This window comes from Streptomyces sp. NPDC002138, assembly GCF_040296485.1.
In the GTDB taxonomy this organism is placed as follows: domain Bacteria; phylum Actinomycetota; class Actinomycetes; order Streptomycetales; family Streptomycetaceae; genus Streptomyces.
Window position 1 is genome coordinate 32,459 of the sequence record NZ_JBEOXE010000022.1, and the last position, 19,367, is coordinate 51,825.

Sequence of the window (19,367 nt, forward strand, 5' to 3'; positions counted from 1 at the left end):
CGTGGACAGGGTCTTGACGCGGTGGCGGTCGTCGACGCATCTTGAATGCCATTCAAGAACCTAGAACGGCGTTCAAGGTTCGGCGGCCGGAAAGTCAGGGGTACGGCGGATGGCACAGCGGGAACGGACGACACGGCCCCGGGCGGCGGCGGACGATGTGGACGAGGTCTTCCGGGTCGAGACCCACGGCATCGACCCCATCCCGGACGCCGAACGCCACGGCGGGGCCAAGGACCTCTTCTGGCTCTGGTTCGGCTCGAACCTCACCTTCACCTACGTGATCAACGGCGCGCTGGCCGTCGCCTTCGGGCTCTCCTTCTGGCAGGCCACCGCCGTCGTCGTGCTGAGCGCCCTGTCCTTCTTCGCGGTCAGCGCCGCCGGCCTCAGCGGCATCCGCACCGGCACCGCCACCCTCGTCATCTCCCGGGCCGCCTTCGGCCACCGCGGCAACTGGCCGGCGGGCGTCCTCAACTGGGTGGTGAGCATCGGCTACACCATCGTCAACACGGTCGTCGGCACCCTGGCGCTGGAGGTCTTCTTCGCCGAGGTGGGCCTGGGCGGCGGCGCCGCGGTCCGCGCCCTGGCGCTCGGCATCACCCTCGCGCTCACCTTCGCCGTCGCGATGTGGGGCCACGCCACCGTGCAGTTCGCCGAACGCTGGATGGCCTACGTCCTCGCGGCCGGTTTCGGCGCGCTGCTCCTCTTCGTCCTGCCGGGCGCCGAGACCACGGCCCCGGCCGCCGCCGCCCCCGGCCTGTCCGGCTGGAGCCTGGCCTTCGTCGTGATGCTGGCCGGCCCCTTCTCGTACCTGCCGATGCCCGCCGACTACACCCGCTACCTGCCCCGGACCACCTCGCTGAGGTCGATCACCTGGACGGGCGCGCTCGGCGGGATCGTCTCCTCCGTCGCGCTCGGCGTCGCGGGCGTCGCCGCCGCCACCCAGACCGACATGACCGACGCCGTCGCGGGGACCGAGGGCCTGCTGCCGGGCTGGTTCAAGCCGCTGTTCCTGGCCCTCGTCCTCGGCGGCTCCGTCACCAACTCGATCATCACGCTCTACTCGTCGAGCCTCAACCTCCAGGTCCTCGGCATCCCGTGGAGCCGCGCCCGGGCCATCGTCATCAGCGCCGCCGTCACGGCCGCCGGATCGCTCGCCGCGCTCTTCCTCACCGACTTCACCACCTCGCTGCTCTCCTTCCTCTCCCTCCTGATCATCGTGTTCGCCCCCTGGGGCGGGGTGTTCCTCGCCGACATGCTCATGCGCCGCTGCCACTACGACGCCGACGCCCTGCACGCCGGGAGCGCGGGCGCCTACTGGTACCGCCGCGGCTACCACCCGGCCGGCCTGGCCGCGCTGCTCACCGGAATGGCCTTCGCCGCCCTGACCTGCGACTCGGAGCTGTGGACCGGCCCGCTGGTCGCCCCGCTCGGCGGCGCCGACCTCACCCTGCTCGGCTCGGTCGTCTCCGGGCTCGCCTACTGGGCGCTGGTGCGCCGGGTGCCCGCGTACGCCCCGGCCGCCTGACCCGTCCTCCCCTCCCCGTCCCCGCCCCCTCCGCACAGGAGCACCGCGCCATGTCCCGTCCCGTCCCCGCCGACCTGCTGCTCACCGGAGCCCGGATCCACACCGTGGACCCGGACCTGCCCGAGGCCGAGGCCCTCGCCGTGTACGACGGCCGGATCGCCTGGGTCGGCTCGGACGCCGACGCCGAGGAGTGGGCCGGGCCCCGCACCGAACGGATCGACGCGGGCGGCAAGCTGGTGCTCCCCGGCTTCATCGACGCGCACAACCACGTCCGCCTCGGCTCCGACGACGCCTGCGTACAGCTGGCCGGAGTGCGCACCCTGGAAGGCATCCTCGACCGGATCGGGGAGTGGCGGGAGGCCCACCCCGACGCCGCGTGGATCGAGGCCGAGGCCTTCGACTACTCCGCGATCCCGGGCGGCCGGATGCCCACCGCCGCCGACCTGGACCCGGCCACCGGGGACCTGCCGGCGATCGTGCTCTCCTACGACGTCCACACGGCCTGGCTGAACACCGCCGCGCTGCGCCGGCTCGGGGTGACGCGCACGCGTACGGACCTCCCCTTCGGCACGGCCGCCGTGGACCCCGGGACCGGTGAACCCACCGGATTCGTCACGGACTTCGCCGTCAAGGGGCTGTCCCGGGACGGCCACCGCGCGCTGCGCGACCTGGGCGTGCCGTGGGCCTCGGTGGACCGGCAGTACGGGCGGCTCGCCAAGAGCCTGGACGACGCGATCGGGTACGGCATCACCACCGTCGTCGAACCCCAGAACTCCCTGGACGACCTGGAGCTGTACGAACGCGCCCGCGCCGAGGGGCGGTTGCGCTCCCGGATCGTCGCCGCGCTCTTCCATCCGCGCGGCACGACGGAGGAGGACCTCGACCTCTTCGCGGCGACGGCCCGCGTGTACGCGGGGGACAGGCTGCGGGTGGGTCCGCTGAAGCTGTACATCGACGACGTGGTGGAGCCGCGGACCGCCGCACTGCTGGAGCCGTACACCGGCTGCGGCGCGCACCGCGGCGAGACCTTCTACCCGGCCGAGGAGTTCGCGGAGCTGCTCGCGGGGCTGGACGCGCGCGGCTTCCAGTGCTTCGTGCACGCCACCGGCGACCGGGGGATCCGCACCGTCCTGGACGCGGTCGCACGCGCGCGGGAGGTCAACGGCCCGCGCGACGCCCGTCACCAGGTGGTGCACGTGGAGTGCCTGGACCCGGCGGACGTACCGCGCTTCGCCGCCCTGGGCGTGGTGGCGTGCATGCAGCCGCGCCACTGCGCGCCGGAGATCGCGGGGCCGGGGCAGGACTGGGCGGAGAACGTGGGCGAGGAACGCTGGCACAAGGCATGGCCGATGCGGAGCCTGCACGAGGCGGGCGCGGTGCTGGCCTTCTCCAGCGACTGGAACGTCGCGGAGATGGACCCGATGATCGGCATCTACACGGCGGTGACCCGCCGCCCCCTGGGCGGGGGCGAGCCGTGGCAGCCGGGGGAGACGGTGGACGTGGCGACGGCGGTGCACGGCTACACGATGGGGTCGGCGTACGCGAACTTCCTCGAAGCGGACCGGGGTTCGCTGACGGCGGGCAAGGCGGCGGACTTCGTGGTCCTGTCCCGGGACATCCTGGCCGTCCCGGCGGAGCTGATCCCGGGCACGGTCGCCGAGACGGTGGTGGTGGCGGGGGAGGTCGTCCACCGCCACGGTTAGCCCCGGCGGGCCCGGGAGGCCTCAGATCCGCCGCAGGTGCTCCGTGAACAGGGCGCGGGCCCGGTCGACGTCCTCGGGGGAGGCCGCTCCGCGCTTGGGCAGCACGAAGAAGTGCTCGAGGCTTCCCGTGAGGACGAACAGCTCGGGGGTCTCGAACCACCAGGGATAGCCGCGCCAGCCGGAGCCGTCCTCGTCGTCCTCGTCGTCCGCCCCGGCCGGGTCGGCGGAGGCGGTCACCGCGACGGTGGTCAGGCCGTCCTCGGTGAGGGTGGTGCGGCAGGCGCCGCGGGCCGCGTCGGCCTCGTACAGGCCGCGCATCCGGGACCGGCGGGTCCAGTGGCGAATGCCGAGCGTGGCGAGGACGGCGGTCACGCCGACGGCGATGAGCCCGGCCTCCCCGAGGTCCCACAGCATGACCCGCACGAGCCCCGCCGCGGCTCCGAGCAGGACGGGAAGCAGCATGAAGCGGGTGCGTCCCGGCCAGGTGCCGAGGGTGTACCGCCGCAGGGCCTTGTCGTAGTCCGCCTCGGCCGGGGTGTACTCGAACCGGGCGGTGCGCGGCGGGGCGCTTCCGGCCTGCGCGGCTTGATTCATGTCCATGACAGCGGAGAGTACGACACCGTCCGCACGGGGCTTCGGGCCCCGGCTCATGCCTCGGGATGCTCCTCGGGGGCCAGGAAGCGGCCCATCGGCAGCACCGGGCGGCCCCAGGTGCTCGCGAGGATCTGCCCGGCGAGCAGGTACAGGGCCCCCAGCGCGGCCAGCAGGCCCGCCCAGCCGGTGATCCGGTTCCAGAGCACCTCGCCGGTGAACCCGTTGACCGTCATCGCGACGAAGACCACGAGCACGCAGGTGAAGGTCGACAGCAGCACCAGGTGGATCCGCCAGCTGCCCAGCCACAGGACGAACACCACGAACACCCAGGGCAGGGTGAACAGCCCGCTGACGTCCCCGCGCAGCTCCGGATCGGTGGCGGGCAGCACCCACTGGAGCAGGCAGGCCTTGGCCATCCAGAAGAGACCGAAGCCGCCGAAGACGGTGGCGTGCCAGGTGTCACCGCGCTGCGCCTGGAAGAGCCCGGCCAGCAGCTGGGCGAGCCCGCCGATGAAGAAACCGACCAGCGGCAGCACGGAATGGCCGAGCTTCTCGGGGAAGACGCCCGCGTCGATGCCGGTGGCGATGGTGGTGACCACGATGAAGCCGGTGAGGCCGAGCGCGCCCAGCTGCGCCTGCGCGCTGGGTTCCATCCGCTTGACGGAGGCGGACTGGGCCACCGGCCCCTGCCGGTTCCATGCGGAGCGGCCGGCCGGATCGTCCGTCGGGTGGTTCACCGGGTGGCCTCCTCGTCGGGCAGCCCGCTGCCCACGGCCGGGCCCGGACGCCCCTTGTGGAAGACCGCGCAGGCCAGGGTCACCGCGGAGCCGAGCACGGCCCAGGCCGCCAGGATCAGCATCGAGGGGGCGGTGTCGTTGCCCTTGAAGTACGCGATGGAGCGGGCGGCGTAGGTGCCCGCCCCCGGTGGCAGGGCGGGCCCGATGGCCCTCCAGAACGGCGGCAGCAGCGGGTACGGATAGGCGCCGCCCGCGCTCGGGTTGCCGAAGACGACCACCAGCAGGATCGCCAGGCCGATGCCGATGACGCCCGCAAGCCCCTGGAAGGCCAGCGTGATCGCGCCGACGGCGAAGACGACCAGCGTGCCCAGGCCCCACAGGGCGGGGATGCTGCCGGGCAGTGCGTCCAGGACCGGGCCCGCGATCACCGCGCCGAGCAGTCCGGCGGCGACGGCGTACAGCAGGAGCGCGCCGAGCCGGATGACGGCGCGGGCGGAGTTGGCGGGCCGGGCCCCGGCGCTGATCGCGAGGATCGCGGCGCACAGGTAGCCGCCCACGCACCAGCCGACGACGAGGTAGAAGGAGCTGAGGCCGCGCCCGTCGCCCGCGGCGGCGGGGGCCACGTCGGTGACCTGGACCGCGCGGCCCTGGGCCTTCTCGGCCAGGCCGACGACCTCTTCGAGGGCCTGGGAGAGCGAGGCCCCGGCGCCGCCCGCGACGAGCAGCCGGTCGGTCTTGCCCGCGGGGTCGACGATCAGGGCGCCGTCCACGTCCCGGTTCTTGATCTGGCGCAGCGCCGTGGCCTCGTCCTTGACCGCGCGGGGGTCCAGCGGCTTGCCGGGCAGCGTGCCGAGCTGCCGTACGGACTGCTCGGTGAGCCGGTCGACGGGGGTGGTCACCGCCAGCGGGATCTCGCTCGGCTCGGGGTGGTGGAAAGCGCCGATGTACGAGGTGATGAAGGCGAGCTGGAGCGCCAGCACCCCCAGGACCAGCAGGGCTGCCCGGGTGGTCACGGCGTCCTTGACCTCGGCGAGGAAGCCGCCGGTGGGGGCGGGGGCGCCGTTCGGGGGACCTGCTGCGGTGTCGGTGGGCCGGTTCATGCCTCTCACGCTCGGCCGGGTGGGGGCCGGGCGCAGCAGGGGTGGGCCGAACGGATGATCCGGACGGGCGCCGGGCAGGTGCCCCACCAGCCGGACCCGGTCACCCGTGCGGTCGAACACGTGTTTCGCACGGGCATTCGAATTGCTCTATGGTGGAGACGGGGGAGGGTGAAGGAGTGTCGGGCGCATCGAGATCAGCAGGAGGCCGCGGATGCCTGGCTTTACGCATCTGCACACCGTTTCGGGGTTCTCCGCGCGCTATGGCGCCTCGCATCCGGAGCGGCTGGCGGAGCGCGCCGCGGAGCGGGGCATGGACGCCCTCGCGCTCACCGACCGCGACACCCTCGCAGGTGCGGTGCGGTTCCTGAAGGCGTGTGAGAAGGCCGGGATCCGGCCCCTGTTCGGCGTCGGCCTGGCGGTGGCCCCGGCCCCCCTCGCCGCTTCCGCGTCCGCCGTCGCGCGCGGTGAGGCCTCGCACCGGCTCCGCACCCCCGTCAAAGGCGGCGCCTTCATCGACGAATCCGCCACCCGCGCCCTCTTCCTCGCCCGGGACGGAGCCGCGGGCTGGGCCGAGCTGTGCCGGATGGTCACCGCCGCCCACGCCCGGCCCGGCGGCGGCTCCCCACTGCTGCCCTGGGACGCCCTGCGCGGCGCGAGCGGTGTGTACGTGCTGCTCGGGCCCGACTCCGAGGTGGGCAGGGCGCTCGCCGCGGGCCGCCCCGACCGGGCCGCCCGGCTGCTCGCCCCCTGGCGCGAGGTCTACGGCGACGCCCTGTGCCTGGAGGCCGTCGACCACGGCCGGACCGGCGCCCGGGCGGGCACCGGCCCCGGCTCGCTGCGCCTGGCCGCCCGCACCGTCGGCTTCGCCGCCGACCAGGGCGTGCGGGCCGTGCTGAGCAATGCCGTGCGGTACGCCGACCAGGGTCAGGGCCGGGTCGCCGATGTCCTGGACGCGGCTCGCAGGCTCGTCCCCGTCGACCCCCGGCGCGGCCTCGACAGCGGGGAGCGCTGGCTCAAGGACCCCGCCGCCATGGCCGCGGCCGCCGACCGCGTCGCGACGGCGGCCGGCCTGGGCCCCTCCGGCGCCCGCCGCCTGCTGGCCGAGACCCTCGCCACGGCCGAGGCCTGCGTGGTCGACCCCGCGGACGACCTCGGCATCGGCGAGGTGCACTTCCCCGAGTCCCGGCTCGTCGGCGCCGCCCACCGCACCGCCCAGCGGGTGCTCGCCTCGCGCTGCGCGGCGGGCATGGTGCTGCGCGGGCACGCGGACGACCCGGCGTACTGGGACCGGATGCACCACGAGCTGGACATCATCGCCTACCACGGCTTCGCCTCGTACTTCCTGACGGTCGCTCAAGTCGTCGACGACGTACGGGACCTGGGCATCCGGGTGGCCGCGCGCGGCTCCGGCGCGGGCTCCCTGGTCAACCACCTGATCGGCATCGCGCACGCCGACCCGGTCGAGCACGGGCTGCTGATGGAACGCTTCCTGTCCAAACGCCGCCGGGTGCTGCCCGACATCGACATCGACGTGGAGTCCGCGCGCCGCCTGGAGGTCTACCGCGCGATCATCGGCCGCTTCGGCACCGAGCGGGTCGCCACCGTCGCCATGCCCGAGACCTACCGGGTCCGCCACGCCATCCGTGACGTCGGCGCCGCCCTGTCGCTGGACCCCGCCGAGACGGACCGGCTCGCCAAGGCCTTCCCGCACATCCGGGCCCGCGACGCCCGCGCCGCCCTCGCCGAACTGCCCGAGCTGCGCGACGTGCGCGAGCGGCAGGAGCGCGGCGAGGTGCACGCGCGGCTCTGGGAGCTGGTCGAGGCGCTGGACGCGCTGCCGCGCGGGGTCGCCATGCACCCGTGCGGGGTGCTGCTCTCCGACGCCTCGCTGCTCGCCCGTACGCCGGTGGTGCCCACCAGCGGCGAGGGTTTCCCCATGTCCCAGTTCGACAAGGACGACGTGGAGGACCTCGGGCTGCTCAAGCTCGACGTGCTCGGGGTGCGGATGCAGTCGGCGATGGCGCACGCCGTCGCCGAGATCCGGCGCGGCACGGGGGAGGAGCTGGACCTGGACGACCCGGCGCAGGTGCCGCCGGGCGACGGGGCGACGTACGAACTGATCCGCTCCGCCGAGACGCTGGGCTGCTTCCAGATCGAATCGCCCGGCCAGCGCGACCTGGTCGGGCGGCTCCAGCCCGCCACCTTCCACGACCTGGTCGTGGACATCTCGCTCTTCCGGCCGGGCCCGGTCGCCGCCGACATGGTGCGCCCCTTCATCGAGGCCCGGCACGGGCGGGCGCCCGTCCGCTTCCCGCACGAGGACCTGGCGGGGCCGCTGCGCGAGACCTACGGGGTCGTCGTCTTCCACGAACAGATCATCGAGATCGTCGACATCATGACCCGCTGCGGGCGGGACGAGGCCGACCGGGTGCGGCGCGGGCTCTCCGATCCGGATTCGCAGGCCCGCATCAGGGTCTGGTTCGCGGCCCGGGCCGCCGGGCACGGCTACGCGCCCGAGGTGATCGCCCGTACGTGGGAGATCGTCGCGGCCTTCGGCTCGTACGGCTTCTGCAAGGCGCACGCGGTGGCCTTCGCGGTGCCGACCTACCAGTCCGCCTGGCTCAAGGCGCACCACCCGGCCGCCTTCTACGCCGGGCTGCTCACCCACGACCCCGGCATGTACCCCAAGCGGCTGCTGCTCGCGGACGCGCGGCGGCGCGGGGTGCCGGTGCTGCCGCTGGACGTGAACCGGTCGGCGGTCGCCCACCGCATCGAACTGGTGTCCGATGCGGGATCGGGGCCGGGATCGGGTTCGGGTCGGGGTCATCCGGGTCCGGCGGCGGGTCGCGCTCCCGGTGCGCGCTGGGGGCTGCGGCTCGCGCTCTCCGATGTCCACGGCATCAGCGAGGCCGAGTCCGCCCGGATCGAGGCCGGGCAGCCCTACAGCTCCCTGCGCGACTTCTGGGACCGGGCCCACCCGGGCCGACCGGTGGCCGAACGGCTCGCGCAGGTCGGCGCGTTGGACGCCTTCGGCGCCAACCGGCGCGACCTGCTGCTGCACCTGTCCGAACTGCACGGCGCGCAGCGGGCGGTGGGGGCGCGTGGGGATCAACTGCCGCTGGACGGCGGGCGGTCCACTGCCTCCGTCGGGCTGCCCGACCTGGACGACGCCGAACGGCTCAGCGCCGAGCTCGGCGTCCTCGGCATGGACGCCTCCCGCCACCTGATGGCGGACCACCACGCCTTCCTGGCCGAGCTGGGGGTCATCCCGGCCCGCGCCCTGCGCACGGCCGCCCACGGGCAGACCGTCCTGGTCGCGGGCGCCAAGGCGGCCACCCAGACCCCGCCGATCCGCTCCGGCAGGCGGGTCATCTTCACCACCCTCGACGACGGCAGCGGTCTGGTCGACCTCGCCTTCTTCGACGACAGCCACGCGGCGTGCGCGCACACCGTCTTCCACTCGTTCCTGCTGCTGGTGCGCGGAGTGGTCCAGCGGCGCGGCCCGCAGAGCCTGAGCGTGGTCGGCGCGGCCGCCTGGAACCTGGCCGAGCTGGCCGAACTGCGGGCCACGGGCGGGCTGGAGGCGGTCGCGGCCCGGCTGGCGGAGCCGGCGGCGCCGGGAGAGCCGGCCGGACCGGGGGAGCCTGCCCGGCCCGCCGGACCCGCCGCCGAAGGTGCCGTACCGCCCGACCCGGGCCGCCGGATCCACCTGGCGACGGGGTACGAGCTGAACCCCTGGGCCGACCTCCAGCCCCCGGGCACCGGTCCCGCCACGGGCCGCAAGCTCTGGCACTCCAGCCCGGGGAGCGCGGGATGACCGCGGCGCGGGGCGCGGCCCCGGCCGGTGGGGCGGCGGTGCTGTGCCTGCGCTTTCGCCGGGCCGACGGCGCCCCGCTCGGCGCGGACGCCCACGCGGGTCTGCTCGCCCTGCTCGGCGCCCTCACCCCGGTGGTCCAGCCGCTGCCGCCCGACGGGGCGCTCGCCGATGTCCGGGGCGCGCTGCGGTACTTCGGGCGGGACGCGGCGGACCTGGCCGCGGTGATCCGGGTGCGCGCCCTCGCCCTGTACGGGGCCGAGTGCGCCATCGGCGCCGCCGGCAATCCGATGCTGGCCACGATGGCGGCCCGCGAGGCCGGACCCGGGCGCACCCTGCTGGTCCCGGACGAGCCCGCCGCCGTACGGGAGTTCCTGGCCGCCCGCCCCGTCGTGGCCCTGGCCGGAGTGGGGCCCAAGGCGGCCCGGGTGCTCTGCTCCTACGGCCTCGACACGGTCGGCCGGGTCGCCGCCGCCCCGCCCGCGACCCTGCGGCGGATCCTGGGGCCCCGGGCCGGGCGCGAGGTGCACGAGCGGGCCCACGGCATCGACCGGACCCCGGTGCTGCCCGGCGCGGCCGCGCGGTCACTGGCCGCCGAGCGCCCCTTCGACCGGGACGAGCTGGATCCCGTACGCCACCGCCGCGCCCTGCTCTCCCTCGCCGAGGAGCTCGGTGCCCGGCTGCGCGCCGGGGACCAGGTCTGCCGCGCCCTCTCCCTCACCGTGCGCTGCGCGGACCGGACGACCCTGACCCGCACCCGGGTGCTGCCCGAACCCACCGCCCACTCGGCCACCCTGACCGCCACGGCCTACGCCGTCCACGCGGCCCTGGGGCTCCAGCGGGCCCGGGTCCGCGCGCTCTCCCTGCGCGCCGAGGACCTGACCCCGGCCGACCGGGCCGCCCGTCAGCTGACCTTCGACCCCGAGGACGAGAAGGCCCGCCGGCTGGAGGCGGTCACGGACCGGATCCGGGCCCGGTTCGGCCCGGCGGCCATCGCCCGGGGCAGCCTGGCCGCGTAACGGCGAAGAAAATGAACCCGTTCGCCGCACGACACGCAGTCTTTACTGACGCGTAACTTCCAAGTCTTGCTACTCGCCCGTAATTTGGCGGCAGCAGCGCCCCCATGTGATCCGGATCACGGGACTCCCCCACCCTCATTCCCCTTGACCCGCAAGGAGATCACACGATGCTGCCCTGGAGACGACGCCTGCTCCGCCCGCTGGCCGTCCTCGCCCTCGCCGCCGCCACCCTGGTACCCACCGGGTCCGCGCAAGCGGCCACCGCCCCCCACAGCGGATGGAACAACTGGTCCTGCAAGCCGTCCGCCGAGCACCCGCGGCCCGTGGTGCTGGTCCACGGCACCTTCGGCAACTCCGTCGACAACTGGCTCGGGTTCGCCCCGTACCTCGTCAACCGCGGGTACTGCGTCTACTCCCTCGACTACGGCCAGCTGCCGAACGTCCCGCTCTTCAACGGAATCGGCCCCATCGACAAGTCCGCCGGTCAGCTCGACGTCTTCGTCGACAAGGTGCTCGCCTCCACCGGCGCCGCGAAGACCGACATCGTCGGGCACTCGCAGGGCGGCATGATGCCGAACTACTACCTGAAGTTCCTCGGCGGCGCGGCCAAGGTCAACGCGCTGGTCGGGCTCGCCCCCGACAACCACGGCACCACCCTGCTCGGGCTCACCCAGCTGCTGCCCTACTTCCCCGGAGCCGGGGACCTGATCAACTCGGCGACCCCGGGGCTGGCCGACCAGGTCGCGGGCTCGCCCTTCGTCACCAAGCTGAACGCGGGCGGGGACACCGTCCCCGGGGTGCACTACACCGTCATCGCGACCCGGTACGACGAAGTGGTCACCCCGTACCGCAGCCAGTTCCTCGACGGGGCGAACGTACACAACGTCCTGCTCCAGGACCTGTGCGCGCTCGACCTCTCCGAGCACGTCGCGATCGGCCTGACCGACCGGATCGCCTGGCACGAGGCGGCCAACGCGCTGGACCCGCAGCACGCGCAGCGGACCACCTGCGCGTCGGTCTTCGCGTGACGCGCGGGCGGTCCGCCACGGCGGAGAGGTGAGGCGTCAGCGGCCGTGACGACCGGTGGTGGCCCGGCGACGGGCCACCCCGAAGAGCACGGCCGCGCCCACGGCGAGGGTGGCCGCCCCGGCGATCGCGATCATCGGGGTGGCGCCGTCGCCGCCGGTCTGGGCGAGGTTGCCGCCCGCGGGGCTCCCGGCCGGGCTCCCGGCCGGGCTCCCGGCGGGGCTCTGCGCGGGGCTGTCCGCCGAGACCGGGGCGGCCGAGGAGCCGTTGGTCTTCGGGTCGTTGTCCCCGTGGCCGCTGTGCTCGACCGTGGACTTGCCCGCCCCGTCCGCGATCTGCTGGTCCGTGGGCGCCTTCGGCCCGGTGGCGCCGGCCCCCGCGGCGGGGGCGGACGCGGCCGTCGACGGCCCGGTGCCCGCGGGCTTGGTGCCGATGCCGCTGCTGCTACCGCTGCCGCTGCCGCTGCCGCTGCCGCTGCTGCCGTTGTCCTTGCCGAAGACGACGTCGGAGCAGGTGTAGAAGGCCTCCGGGCTGTCCGAGCGCTGCCACACGCTGTAGATGAGGTGGCGGCCGGTCTTCTTCGGGACGGTGCCGGAGAAGACGTAGTCCCCGTTCTGCATGGCCGGGTCGCTGACCTTGACGAACGGAGCGGCCTCCAGGTCGGACCACCTCAGCGGCTTCGTCGGGTCGTACGAGTCCTTCGTGACGTACAGCTCGAAGGACCCCTTGTGCGGGGCGGTGCCCTTGTAGCGGAAGGTGTGCGCGCCGGCCGTCATCGGGCTGGCCGGCCAGTCGGCGCGGGGCAGGTCCAGTCCCTTGTACTTGCCGTTGCCCGCCGAGCACAGCTGCCCGTCCGGGATCAGCGTCCTGCTCTGGCCCGCCGCGTTGGCGATGTTCACCGCGTTCCAGTCGTAGAACGCCTGTGCGCCGCTCGCCGAGACGGCCGCCTTGCACGCCGCCGACTCGGGCGACTCCGGCCCCTCCGCGTAGCACGCGGCCACCCGGCTGACCGGGTCCGTCATCGAGCCGTGCGCGGCGGCCGGCGCGGCGGCGTACGCGGCCACCGCGAGCGGGGCGAGGCCCAGGGCGGCGGCACGGGCGGCGATCCGGGCGGCGGTGCGCGGGGCGGCGTTGGGGCGGGGTGCGGACATGGGTGGAACTCCTCTGGGCGGGGCGTACGGGCGTACGGGCCGGATGCTGCGGGCAGTGCGGCGCCGTCCCCTCACGGGATGACGACGCCGCCTCCGGCCCTCCCTGGCCCGCCCAAGCTAGCCATCGGAACCCCCCGTTCCGAGCCCTTGAGCCCCCAGGCGCCAATCCTTAGGGCCCGCTTAAGGCACCGGTAAGAACCCCCTCAGGAACTCCGGTCTCTTCTTCGCCCTCGTCCTCGATGGGGCCGAGACCGTCGATGGTGCTCCCCCGAGGCGGAAGCGACGGGGCGGCGGGCCGGTGGACGGGCCGTGCGGGTCAGGCCAGCAGGGCGGCCAGGCCCGTGGTCGAGCGGGCCTGGTGTTCCAGGGCGTCGAGGGCGCGGAGCGCCTGGGTCGCGGCCGCCGGATCGCGTTCCGCGAGGCCGCTGTCCGCGAACTCGTCCTCGTCCAGGCGGATGACGTCCGACCCGTCCGCCGAGACCCACAGGTCGAGGTCGAGGTCCTCCACCACGACCTCCCCGTCCCGGACCACCGCGGGCCGGGTGATGTCGCAGTACCAGCCCTTGAGGACGCCCGCGGCGCCGCGGACCTCCTTGACCGCGTACCAGCGGTCCCGCCAGAAGTGCTCGGTGAACACGTCGCCCGGCTCGAAGCGCACGAAGCCGAAGTCCCGGACGCCCGGGGCCGCCCAGGGGGCGCGTACGGAGATCCGCGTGCCGGTGTCGGCGAGCAGGCCGGCCGGGTAGCGGATCTTGGTCGCACCGCCCTTGACCAGGGTCACGGTGAGCGTCCCCGGTGCGGCCGCCTCCTTCTCCGCCCCCGGCTGTCCTTCCGGGGGTGCGGGCAGTCGCTTCGCGTACCGGACCTCGGAGGCGCAGATCTCGTACCCGAAGCCCTTGTTGATGGCGAGCATCGCGGTGTTCCCGCTGTCGTTGCCCGTGAACGCCTCCGTATAGCCCGCCGCCCGCGCCCGGCGCAGGGAGGCGGTCTTGGCGAGGCGGGCCAGGCCACGGCCGCGGAAGGCGCGCCGGGTCCCGGTCATCGCCGAGGCGTAGCGGGTGGCGCCGTCGGTCTGGGCGGCGGTGAAGGCCGCCACCTCGCCGTCGACGAGGACGACCGTGCTCAGCTCCCGGTCCAGGGCCGGGTTGCCCCACACGTGCGCCAGCCAGTCGTCGTAGTCGTCCATGTCCGTCCGTACGTCGCCCGGTTCGTCGGACGAGGCCTCCGCGTCCGCCTCGAACAGCGGCCGCGGATCGGCCGCGAAGGCACTGACCGGCCGCAGCTCGACCCCGGCGGGCAGGGCGGCGGGCAGCTCCGGCAGGGCGGCGGTGGTCAGGTCCAGGCGCAGGAAGTGGGCCGAGCGGCTGGGGCGGTAGCCGCGCCGCTCCGCGAAGGCCCGGTGGGCGGGCCCGTCCAGGACCCACGCGAACACCTCGACGGCGCCCTGGTCCGCGAGGTGCCGCTCCGCCGCGCGCACGAGGGGGCCGCCCGCGCCGAGGCCCTGGTGCGCGGGGTCGACGTACGCGTTCAGGAAGGCCTGGCCCGGCTCGGTGCTGTCGTGGGCGATGCCCACCTGGGCGCTGCCCACCACCGTGCCGTCGGGGGTCTCGGCGACCAGCAGGCGGTAGCGCCGGGCGGGGTGGGCGGAGGAGAGCTCGAAGGCGACGCCCTCGGCGGTGGTGATCATGTAGGGAAGCGCGGCACGGCGGACACGGACGACGGCCTCGGCATCCGCCACGTCACCGGGGCGGAGGTCACGAATTAGAACGGTCATACGGCGACGCTACGGGCGGCGCCGCCCGGGCCGCTCCCGAATTTCCCGCCGACGCCCGCCGGATGGGCGACAATCGGGCCCGTGACCTCGACGAACCTGAAGCTCGCCCTTGACGGCTCGGCCGGTGCGGCCGCCCCCTACGAACAACTGCGCGCCCAGATCTCCGGGCAGGCGCGCTCGGGGCGGCTCCCGGCCGGTTTCAAACTGCCGACGGTGCGCGGGCTGGCGGAGGAGCTGGGCCTGGCCGCGAACACGGTCGCCAAGGCCTACCGGGCGCTGGAGGCGGACGGGGTGATCGAGACGCGCGGCCGCAACGGCACGTTCATCGCCGCCGAGGGGGACACGGCGGCCCGTGAGGCCGCCACCGCCGCCCAGACGTACGCGGAGCGCGCCCACCGGCTGGGCCTGACGCGCGAGGCGGCCGAAGCCGCGGCCGTGGCGGCCCTGCGGGCGCGGTACGGCGGCTGACGGGGCCCCGGACCGGACTGACGGCGCCCCGGACCGGACGGGCGGCACCCCGGACCGGACCTGACGGCGCCCCGGCTCAGAGGTACAGCCCCGCGTCCGCCCCGTGCCCCTGGGGCGGCAGCAGGGACGCCGACCCCGAGCCCCGCCGGAGCGCGAACAGCTCGGCCAGGGAGGCACCTTCGCGCGGCACCCCTTCGTCCGTGCCGAGCCACTCCACCGCCTCCCGGTGCGTCAGCCGGTCCACCTCGATCCGGGCCAGGCAGCGCCCGGGCCGGACCACGGCGGGATGCAGCCGCTCCAGGTCCTCGTTGGTGGTGACCCCGACCAGGACGTTGCGGCCCTGGCCCAACAGGCCGTCCGTGAGGTTCAGCAGCCGGGACAGCGCCTGCCCGGCGGTGTGCCGGGCCTCGCCGCGGATCAGCTCGTCGCAGTCCTCCAGCAGCAGCAGCCGCCAGCGGCCCTTGGCCGTGCCCTCGTCCTCGCCGATCGCGATGTCCATCAGATAGCCGACGTCGTTGAACAGCCGTTCGGGGTCGAGGACGCAGTCCACCTGGCACCAGTCGCGCCAGGAGCGGGCGAGCGTGCGCAGCGCGGAGGTCTTGCCCGTCCCGGGCGGTCCGTGGAGCAGCAGCAGCCGCCCCGCGATATCGTCCGGGGTCACCTTCATCAGCCGGTCCAGCGCACCGGCCACGGGCGCGGTGTAGTTGGGCCGCACCTCGGGCCAGGTGCCGGCCGCGATCTGCCGGGTCGTCCGGTACGGGCCGCGGCGCGGGGAGACGTACCAGAACCCCATCGTGACGTTCTCCGGCTGCGGTTCGGGCTCGTCCTGGACGCCCTCGGTCGCCTCGCCGAGCACCGTGGAGGCCAGCTCGTCGCTGACCGCCGTCACGGTGACGTCCGCGCCCCGGCTCCAGCGCGAGACGAGCATGGTCCACCCCTCGCCCTCGGCGAGCGTGGCGCTCCGGTCGGAGTCGCGGGCCGAGCGCAGCACGGTGGCCGCGGGCGGGACCAGGCTGGCCCCCGCCTTCACCCGCTCGATGGACACGCTGTGCGAGTACGGCTGCTCGCCGGACGCGAACCGGCCGAGGAACAGTGCGTCGACGACGTCCGACGGAGAGTCGCTGTCGTCGACGTTGAGCCGGATCGGCAGCGCGTCTTGAGGGTTGGCTGGCATGGCGCCCATGATCCGGCACGAAGTGCCCTTGTGCACCCGTGTTTCGCCGGAACGGGTGCGTGAATTCCCTCTTCAAACGCACCCGTGGTGAAGATTCCGGCCGGAACTCCACCCCGAACATTCTTGGCATGAACACTTCCAGTGGACCCCTGCTCCTTGTACCACGGAACGGACAGGAAACCCCCACAAGGAGCCGTACATGAGATTGTCACGGTTTGCCGCATTAACCTCGTCACTCCTCCTCGCCGCGGGCGCCGCGCTGTTCGGTGCCGGACAGGCCTCCGCGGCCCAGGCGGACTTCGGCTACGTCGCGCTCGGGGACTCGTACTCCTCCGGCGTCGGATCCGGGAACTACGACAGTTCCAGCGGCGATTGCAAGCGCACCAGCCGGGCCTACCCAGCCCTCTGGGCCGCCGCGCACGCGCCCCAGAGCTTCTCCTTCACTGCCTGCTCCGGCGCCCGCACGGGCGACGTCACCGCCAACCAGCTCGCCCCGCTCAACGCCGGGACCGACCTCGTCAGCCTCACCGTCGGGGGCAACGACGCCGGCTTCTCGGACGTCATGACGACCTGTGTGCTGCAGTCCGAGACCACCTGCATCAACCGCGTCAACCAGGCCAAGGCGTACGTCGACTCCGCCCTCCCCGGCCAACTCGACTCCGTGTACAACGCCGTGGCATCGCGCGCGCCGAACGCGCACGTGGTGATCCTCGGTTACCCCCGCTTCTACAAGCTCGGCGGTAGCTGCATCGCCGGGCTGTCCGAGGGCAAGCGCTCCGCGATCGACGGCGCGGCCGACTACCTGAACGCCGCGCTCGCCAAGCGCGCCGCCAACCACGGCTTCACCTTCGCCTCGGTCACCAGCGCCTTCACCGGGCACGAGATCTGCTCCGGCAGCGAGTGGCTGCACAGTCTCAACTGGACCAACATCGGCGAGTCGTACCACCCGACCGCGGCCGGACAGTCCGGCGGCTACCTGCCGGTCTTCGCGAGCGCGGCCTGACCGTCCCGGATCACGGCGTCGGGCCCGGGCTGGACGACGGGCTCGGCGCGCCGGACGGACCGGGGGAGGAGGCCCCGCCCGACGGGGTCTCCTTCTCGCAGGTGACAGAGAAGTCCACCCAGTTCGAACCGGTCGCGACGGGCCGCCGCACCTCCAGCCGGATCGCGTCGTCGAGCGTCGTGCCCGGGCGGTGGCTCAGCTCGGTGAACGACAGCTCCCGCGCGGTGGGCCCGGCCGCCTCGAAGGTGAGCGCCTGCCAGTCGGGCGCCGAACTCACCCCGCTGCGTGTGACCCAGCGGTACTCCACGACCACCGGCGTACGGACCACCTCCAGGGATGCCGTGAAGGCGGGCGCGGCCGCCGCGGGCGGCGGACAGGAGCCGGAGTAGTGGTCGCGCACCACGCGCACGGACGCGGTGACGTTCTGCGCGGCCGTCGCCGAACCGCTCGGCGAGGGACTGGCCGACGCACTGGCCGAAGGCGTCGGAGCGGAGGCCGAGGGGGAGGTGGCGGGGCTGCTCGCGGAGCTGTCCGGTCCGCCCGCCGGACCGCCGTCCGCCGCACCGCCCGTGCGGTCCTTGAGCAGCAGCCAGCCCAGAGCGGCCAGGGCCAGCACCAGGAACACGATCCCGAGGGCCAGGACCAGGCCCGCCCGGCCGGTGCGGGGCGATTCCGCGGCCGGCCCGTACCCCGGCCGGGGCGCGGGCCCGTAGGGGGCCCGGACCGGGGGAGCGGACAGCGGGGGCGTGGGCGATCCGTACGGCCCCGCGGTCCGGCCTCCGCCGCCCGCCCGCCCCTGCTCGTGGTGCGCGACCACCGTCGGCGCGTCCGGGCCCGACACCGGCCCGCCCTCCGCCCGTACGGTCCCGCCCGCGCCCACCACCCGCAGCATCCGGGCCGCCTCCGGTGCGCTCAGCCGCCGCGCCGGGTCCTTGCGCAGCAGCCCCTCCAGTACGGGCTCCAGCGCCCCGGCGCGGCGCGGCGGAGGCAACTCCTCCTCCACCACGGCCTGCAGGGTGGCGACCGGGGAGTCCTGCCGGAAGGGGGTGCGCCCCTCGACGGCCGCGTACAGCATCACCCCCAGCGACCACAGGTCCGACCCGGGTCCGGGCGCGGTGCCCAGGGCGGCCTCCGGCGCCAGGTACTCGGGGGAGCCGATCACCTCGCCGGTCATCGTGATGGCCGAGGAGCCCTCCAGCCGGGCGATCCCGAAGTCGCTGAGCAGCACCCGGCCGTCGTTGGCGATCAGCACGTTGCCGGGTTTCACGTCACGGTGCAGCACGCCCGCCTCGTGCGCGGAGCGCAGCGCCGCCAGCACCTGCTCGCCGATGTGTGCGGCCCGCTGGGGCGGCAGCGGGCCGTCGGCCTCCAGCACCTCCGCGAGCGAGAGCCCGCGGATCAGTTCCATCACGATCCAGGGCCGCCCGCCCTCGGTGACCACGTCGTACACGGTGACCACGCCCCGGTGGGTGACCCGGGCGGAGGCCCAGGCCTCGCGTTCCAGGCGCGCGTACATCCGCTGGACCTCGGCCTCGTCCAGGCCGGCCGGGGCCCGGACCTCCTTCACGGCGACCTCGCGGCCCAGGACCTCGTCCCGGGCCCGCCAGACGATGCCCATGCCGCCCCGGCCCAGGGGGCCCAGCAGCCGGTACCGTCCCGCGACCACGCGTTCGTCGCCGCTCGGCTCTCCGCTCACGCGAGCCCCCTCATCCGGGTCACGGGGTGATCACTCCAAGTTAGCCGATCGTTCGCGGTGTGACGCCCGTCGCGTCATAACTGGACGTGACGCTTCCTCCCGCCTCCCGCCGCCCCTTCCCGCCTCCGCCCGCACCCCCGTGACGCGGGGTCACTTCGGAGAGTGACGGTCAATCGCACTGAGTAATCATCAACTACCCCTCCCTACAGGGGTAATTCACACCACCGGGATACCCGACTGCCACGCGAGGGCGATAGGGTTACCCTGCCCGGGCCGGGTGCCCTCGTACGGGTGGGGAGAGACATGGAACAGATAGCAATGCGCAGCAGGCCGCCCCGCGTGCCTGCCATCACCTGCGGAAGCAGCGCGACCAGTTCGCGCCTCGACCGTCACCTCGCGGTGCTGGGCGGCCCCGCCGTCCCGCACGGAGATGCCGCCGAGGCGACGCTGCTGATGCGTGAGCTGACGTCGCGCGACCACACGCACGTGCTGCGGAGCCGGAGCGCGCGCGTCTCGCTCTTCGCGCCGCTGCGCCGCCTGCGTCGCACGCTCTTCGGCAGCCGCCGCTCGTAACTGCCCCCGG

General features: G+C 74.3%; 15 protein-coding genes and 1 pseudogene. 8 read left to right on the forward strand and 8 right to left on the reverse strand.

Annotation, left to right across the window (positions count from 1 at the left end; all coding sequences use genetic code 11):
- The first annotated feature begins 109 nt into the window (after positions 1-109).
- Together ABT084_RS16605 and ABT084_RS16610 are read left to right on the forward strand one after the other, a co-directional pair.
- Positions 110-1,525 (forward strand): purine-cytosine permease family protein, encoded by a 1,416-nt coding sequence (locus tag ABT084_RS16605; RefSeq protein ID WP_351043756.1) that lies wholly within the window; start codon positions 110-112, stop codon positions 1,523-1,525.
- A 50-nt stretch (positions 1,526-1,575) separates the two neighbouring features.
- Positions 1,576-3,228 carry an amidohydrolase gene (locus ABT084_RS16610; protein WP_351043758.1) on the forward strand — a complete coding sequence of 551 codons (1,653 nt, stop codon included), beginning with the start codon at positions 1,576-1,578 and terminating at the stop codon, positions 3,226-3,228.
- A 21-nt stretch (positions 3,229-3,249) separates the two neighbouring features.
- Here ABT084_RS16610 and ABT084_RS16615 read toward each other — a convergent pair whose 3' ends face one another.
- From ABT084_RS16615 to ABT084_RS16625, 3 genes are read right to left on the reverse strand one after another with little or no spacing between them, the layout of a single operon-like run.
- Positions 3,250-3,828: a hypothetical protein gene (locus ABT084_RS16615; protein ID WP_351043761.1), complete on the reverse strand. Its 579-nt coding sequence runs from the start codon at positions 3,826-3,828 to the stop codon at positions 3,250-3,252.
- A gap of 47 nt (positions 3,829-3,875) precedes the next feature.
- Entirely contained in the window at positions 3,876-4,559 is a 684-nt protein-coding gene (locus ABT084_RS16620) for an acetate uptake transporter (protein WP_351043764.1), read from the reverse strand.
- Positions 4,556-5,659 (reverse strand): DUF3533 domain-containing protein, encoded by a 1,104-nt coding sequence (locus ABT084_RS16625; protein WP_351043767.1) that lies wholly within the window; start codon positions 5,657-5,659, stop codon positions 4,556-4,558. Before ABT084_RS16625 ends, ABT084_RS16620 begins: the two co-directional genes overlap by 4 nt.
- A gap of 211 nt (positions 5,660-5,870) precedes the next feature.
- Between ABT084_RS16625 and ABT084_RS16630 the strand changes: the two genes are divergently transcribed.
- From ABT084_RS16630 to ABT084_RS16640, 3 genes are all read left to right on the forward strand, one after another.
- Positions 5,871-9,476 (forward strand): DNA polymerase III subunit alpha, encoded by a 3,606-nt coding sequence (locus ABT084_RS16630; protein ID WP_351043770.1) that lies wholly within the window; start codon positions 5,871-5,873, stop codon positions 9,474-9,476.
- Positions 9,473-10,492: a DNA polymerase Y family protein gene (locus ABT084_RS16635; RefSeq protein ID WP_351043773.1), complete on the forward strand. Its 1,020-nt coding sequence runs from the start codon at positions 9,473-9,475 to the stop codon at positions 10,490-10,492. The genes ABT084_RS16630 and ABT084_RS16635 overlap by 4 nt, the downstream gene beginning before the upstream one ends.
- 167 nt (positions 10,493-10,659) lie before the next feature.
- The gene (locus tag ABT084_RS16640; RefSeq protein ID WP_351043776.1) at positions 10,660-11,520 is read left to right on the forward strand and encodes an esterase/lipase family protein; all 861 of its coding nucleotides are present in this window, start codon (positions 10,660-10,662) and stop codon (positions 11,518-11,520) included.
- Positions 11,521-11,556: 36 nt separating this feature from the next.
- On the opposite strand, the gene ABT084_RS16645 is transcribed toward ABT084_RS16640, so the two are convergent.
- The 3 genes and pseudogenes from ABT084_RS16645 to ABT084_RS16655 all read right to left on the reverse strand — a co-directional run.
- On the reverse strand, positions 11,557-12,669 hold the full coding sequence (locus ABT084_RS16645) for a lytic polysaccharide monooxygenase (protein ID WP_351043779.1): 1,113 nt from the start codon (positions 12,667-12,669) through the stop codon (positions 11,557-11,559).
- A gap of 316 nt (positions 12,670-12,985) precedes the next feature.
- Positions 12,986-13,450 (reverse strand): ribonuclease FAU-1 family protein, encoded by a 465-nt coding sequence (locus tag ABT084_RS16650; protein ID WP_351043943.1) that lies wholly within the window; start codon positions 13,448-13,450, stop codon positions 12,986-12,988.
- Positions 13,451-13,513: 63 nt separating this feature from the next.
- Positions 13,514-14,443: pseudogene (locus ABT084_RS16655) on the reverse strand (GNAT family N-acetyltransferase); the annotation flags it as partial.
- An 81-nt stretch (positions 14,444-14,524) separates the two neighbouring features.
- Between ABT084_RS16655 and ABT084_RS16660 the strand changes: the two are divergent.
- The gene (locus tag ABT084_RS16660; RefSeq protein WP_351043782.1) at positions 14,525-14,911 is read left to right on the forward strand and encodes a GntR family transcriptional regulator; all 387 of its coding nucleotides are present in this window, start codon (positions 14,525-14,527) and stop codon (positions 14,909-14,911) included.
- A 76-nt stretch (positions 14,912-14,987) separates the two neighbouring features.
- On the opposite strand, the gene ABT084_RS16665 is transcribed toward ABT084_RS16660, so the two are convergent.
- Positions 14,988-16,085: a DUF5925 domain-containing protein gene (locus tag ABT084_RS16665; protein ID WP_351043784.1), complete on the reverse strand. Its 1,098-nt coding sequence runs from the start codon at positions 16,083-16,085 to the stop codon at positions 14,988-14,990.
- A 199-nt stretch (positions 16,086-16,284) separates the two neighbouring features.
- Between ABT084_RS16665 and ABT084_RS16670 the strand changes: the two genes are divergently transcribed.
- Positions 16,285-17,088 carry an SGNH/GDSL hydrolase family protein gene (locus tag ABT084_RS16670; protein ID WP_351043787.1) on the forward strand — a complete coding sequence of 268 codons (804 nt, stop codon included), beginning with the start codon at positions 16,285-16,287 and terminating at the stop codon, positions 17,086-17,088.
- A gap of 10 nt (positions 17,089-17,098) precedes the next feature.
- Here ABT084_RS16670 and ABT084_RS16675 read toward each other — a convergent pair whose 3' ends face one another.
- Positions 17,099-18,784: a serine/threonine-protein kinase gene (locus tag ABT084_RS16675; RefSeq protein WP_351043790.1), complete on the reverse strand. Its 1,686-nt coding sequence runs from the start codon at positions 18,782-18,784 to the stop codon at positions 17,099-17,101.
- A 303-nt stretch (positions 18,785-19,087) separates the two neighbouring features.
- On the opposite strand from ABT084_RS16675, the gene ABT084_RS16680 reads away from it, so the two are divergent.
- On the forward strand, positions 19,088-19,357 hold the full coding sequence (locus ABT084_RS16680) for a hypothetical protein (protein WP_351043793.1): 270 nt from the start codon (positions 19,088-19,090) through the stop codon (positions 19,355-19,357).
- The last annotated feature ends 10 nt before the right edge of the window (positions 19,358-19,367 follow it).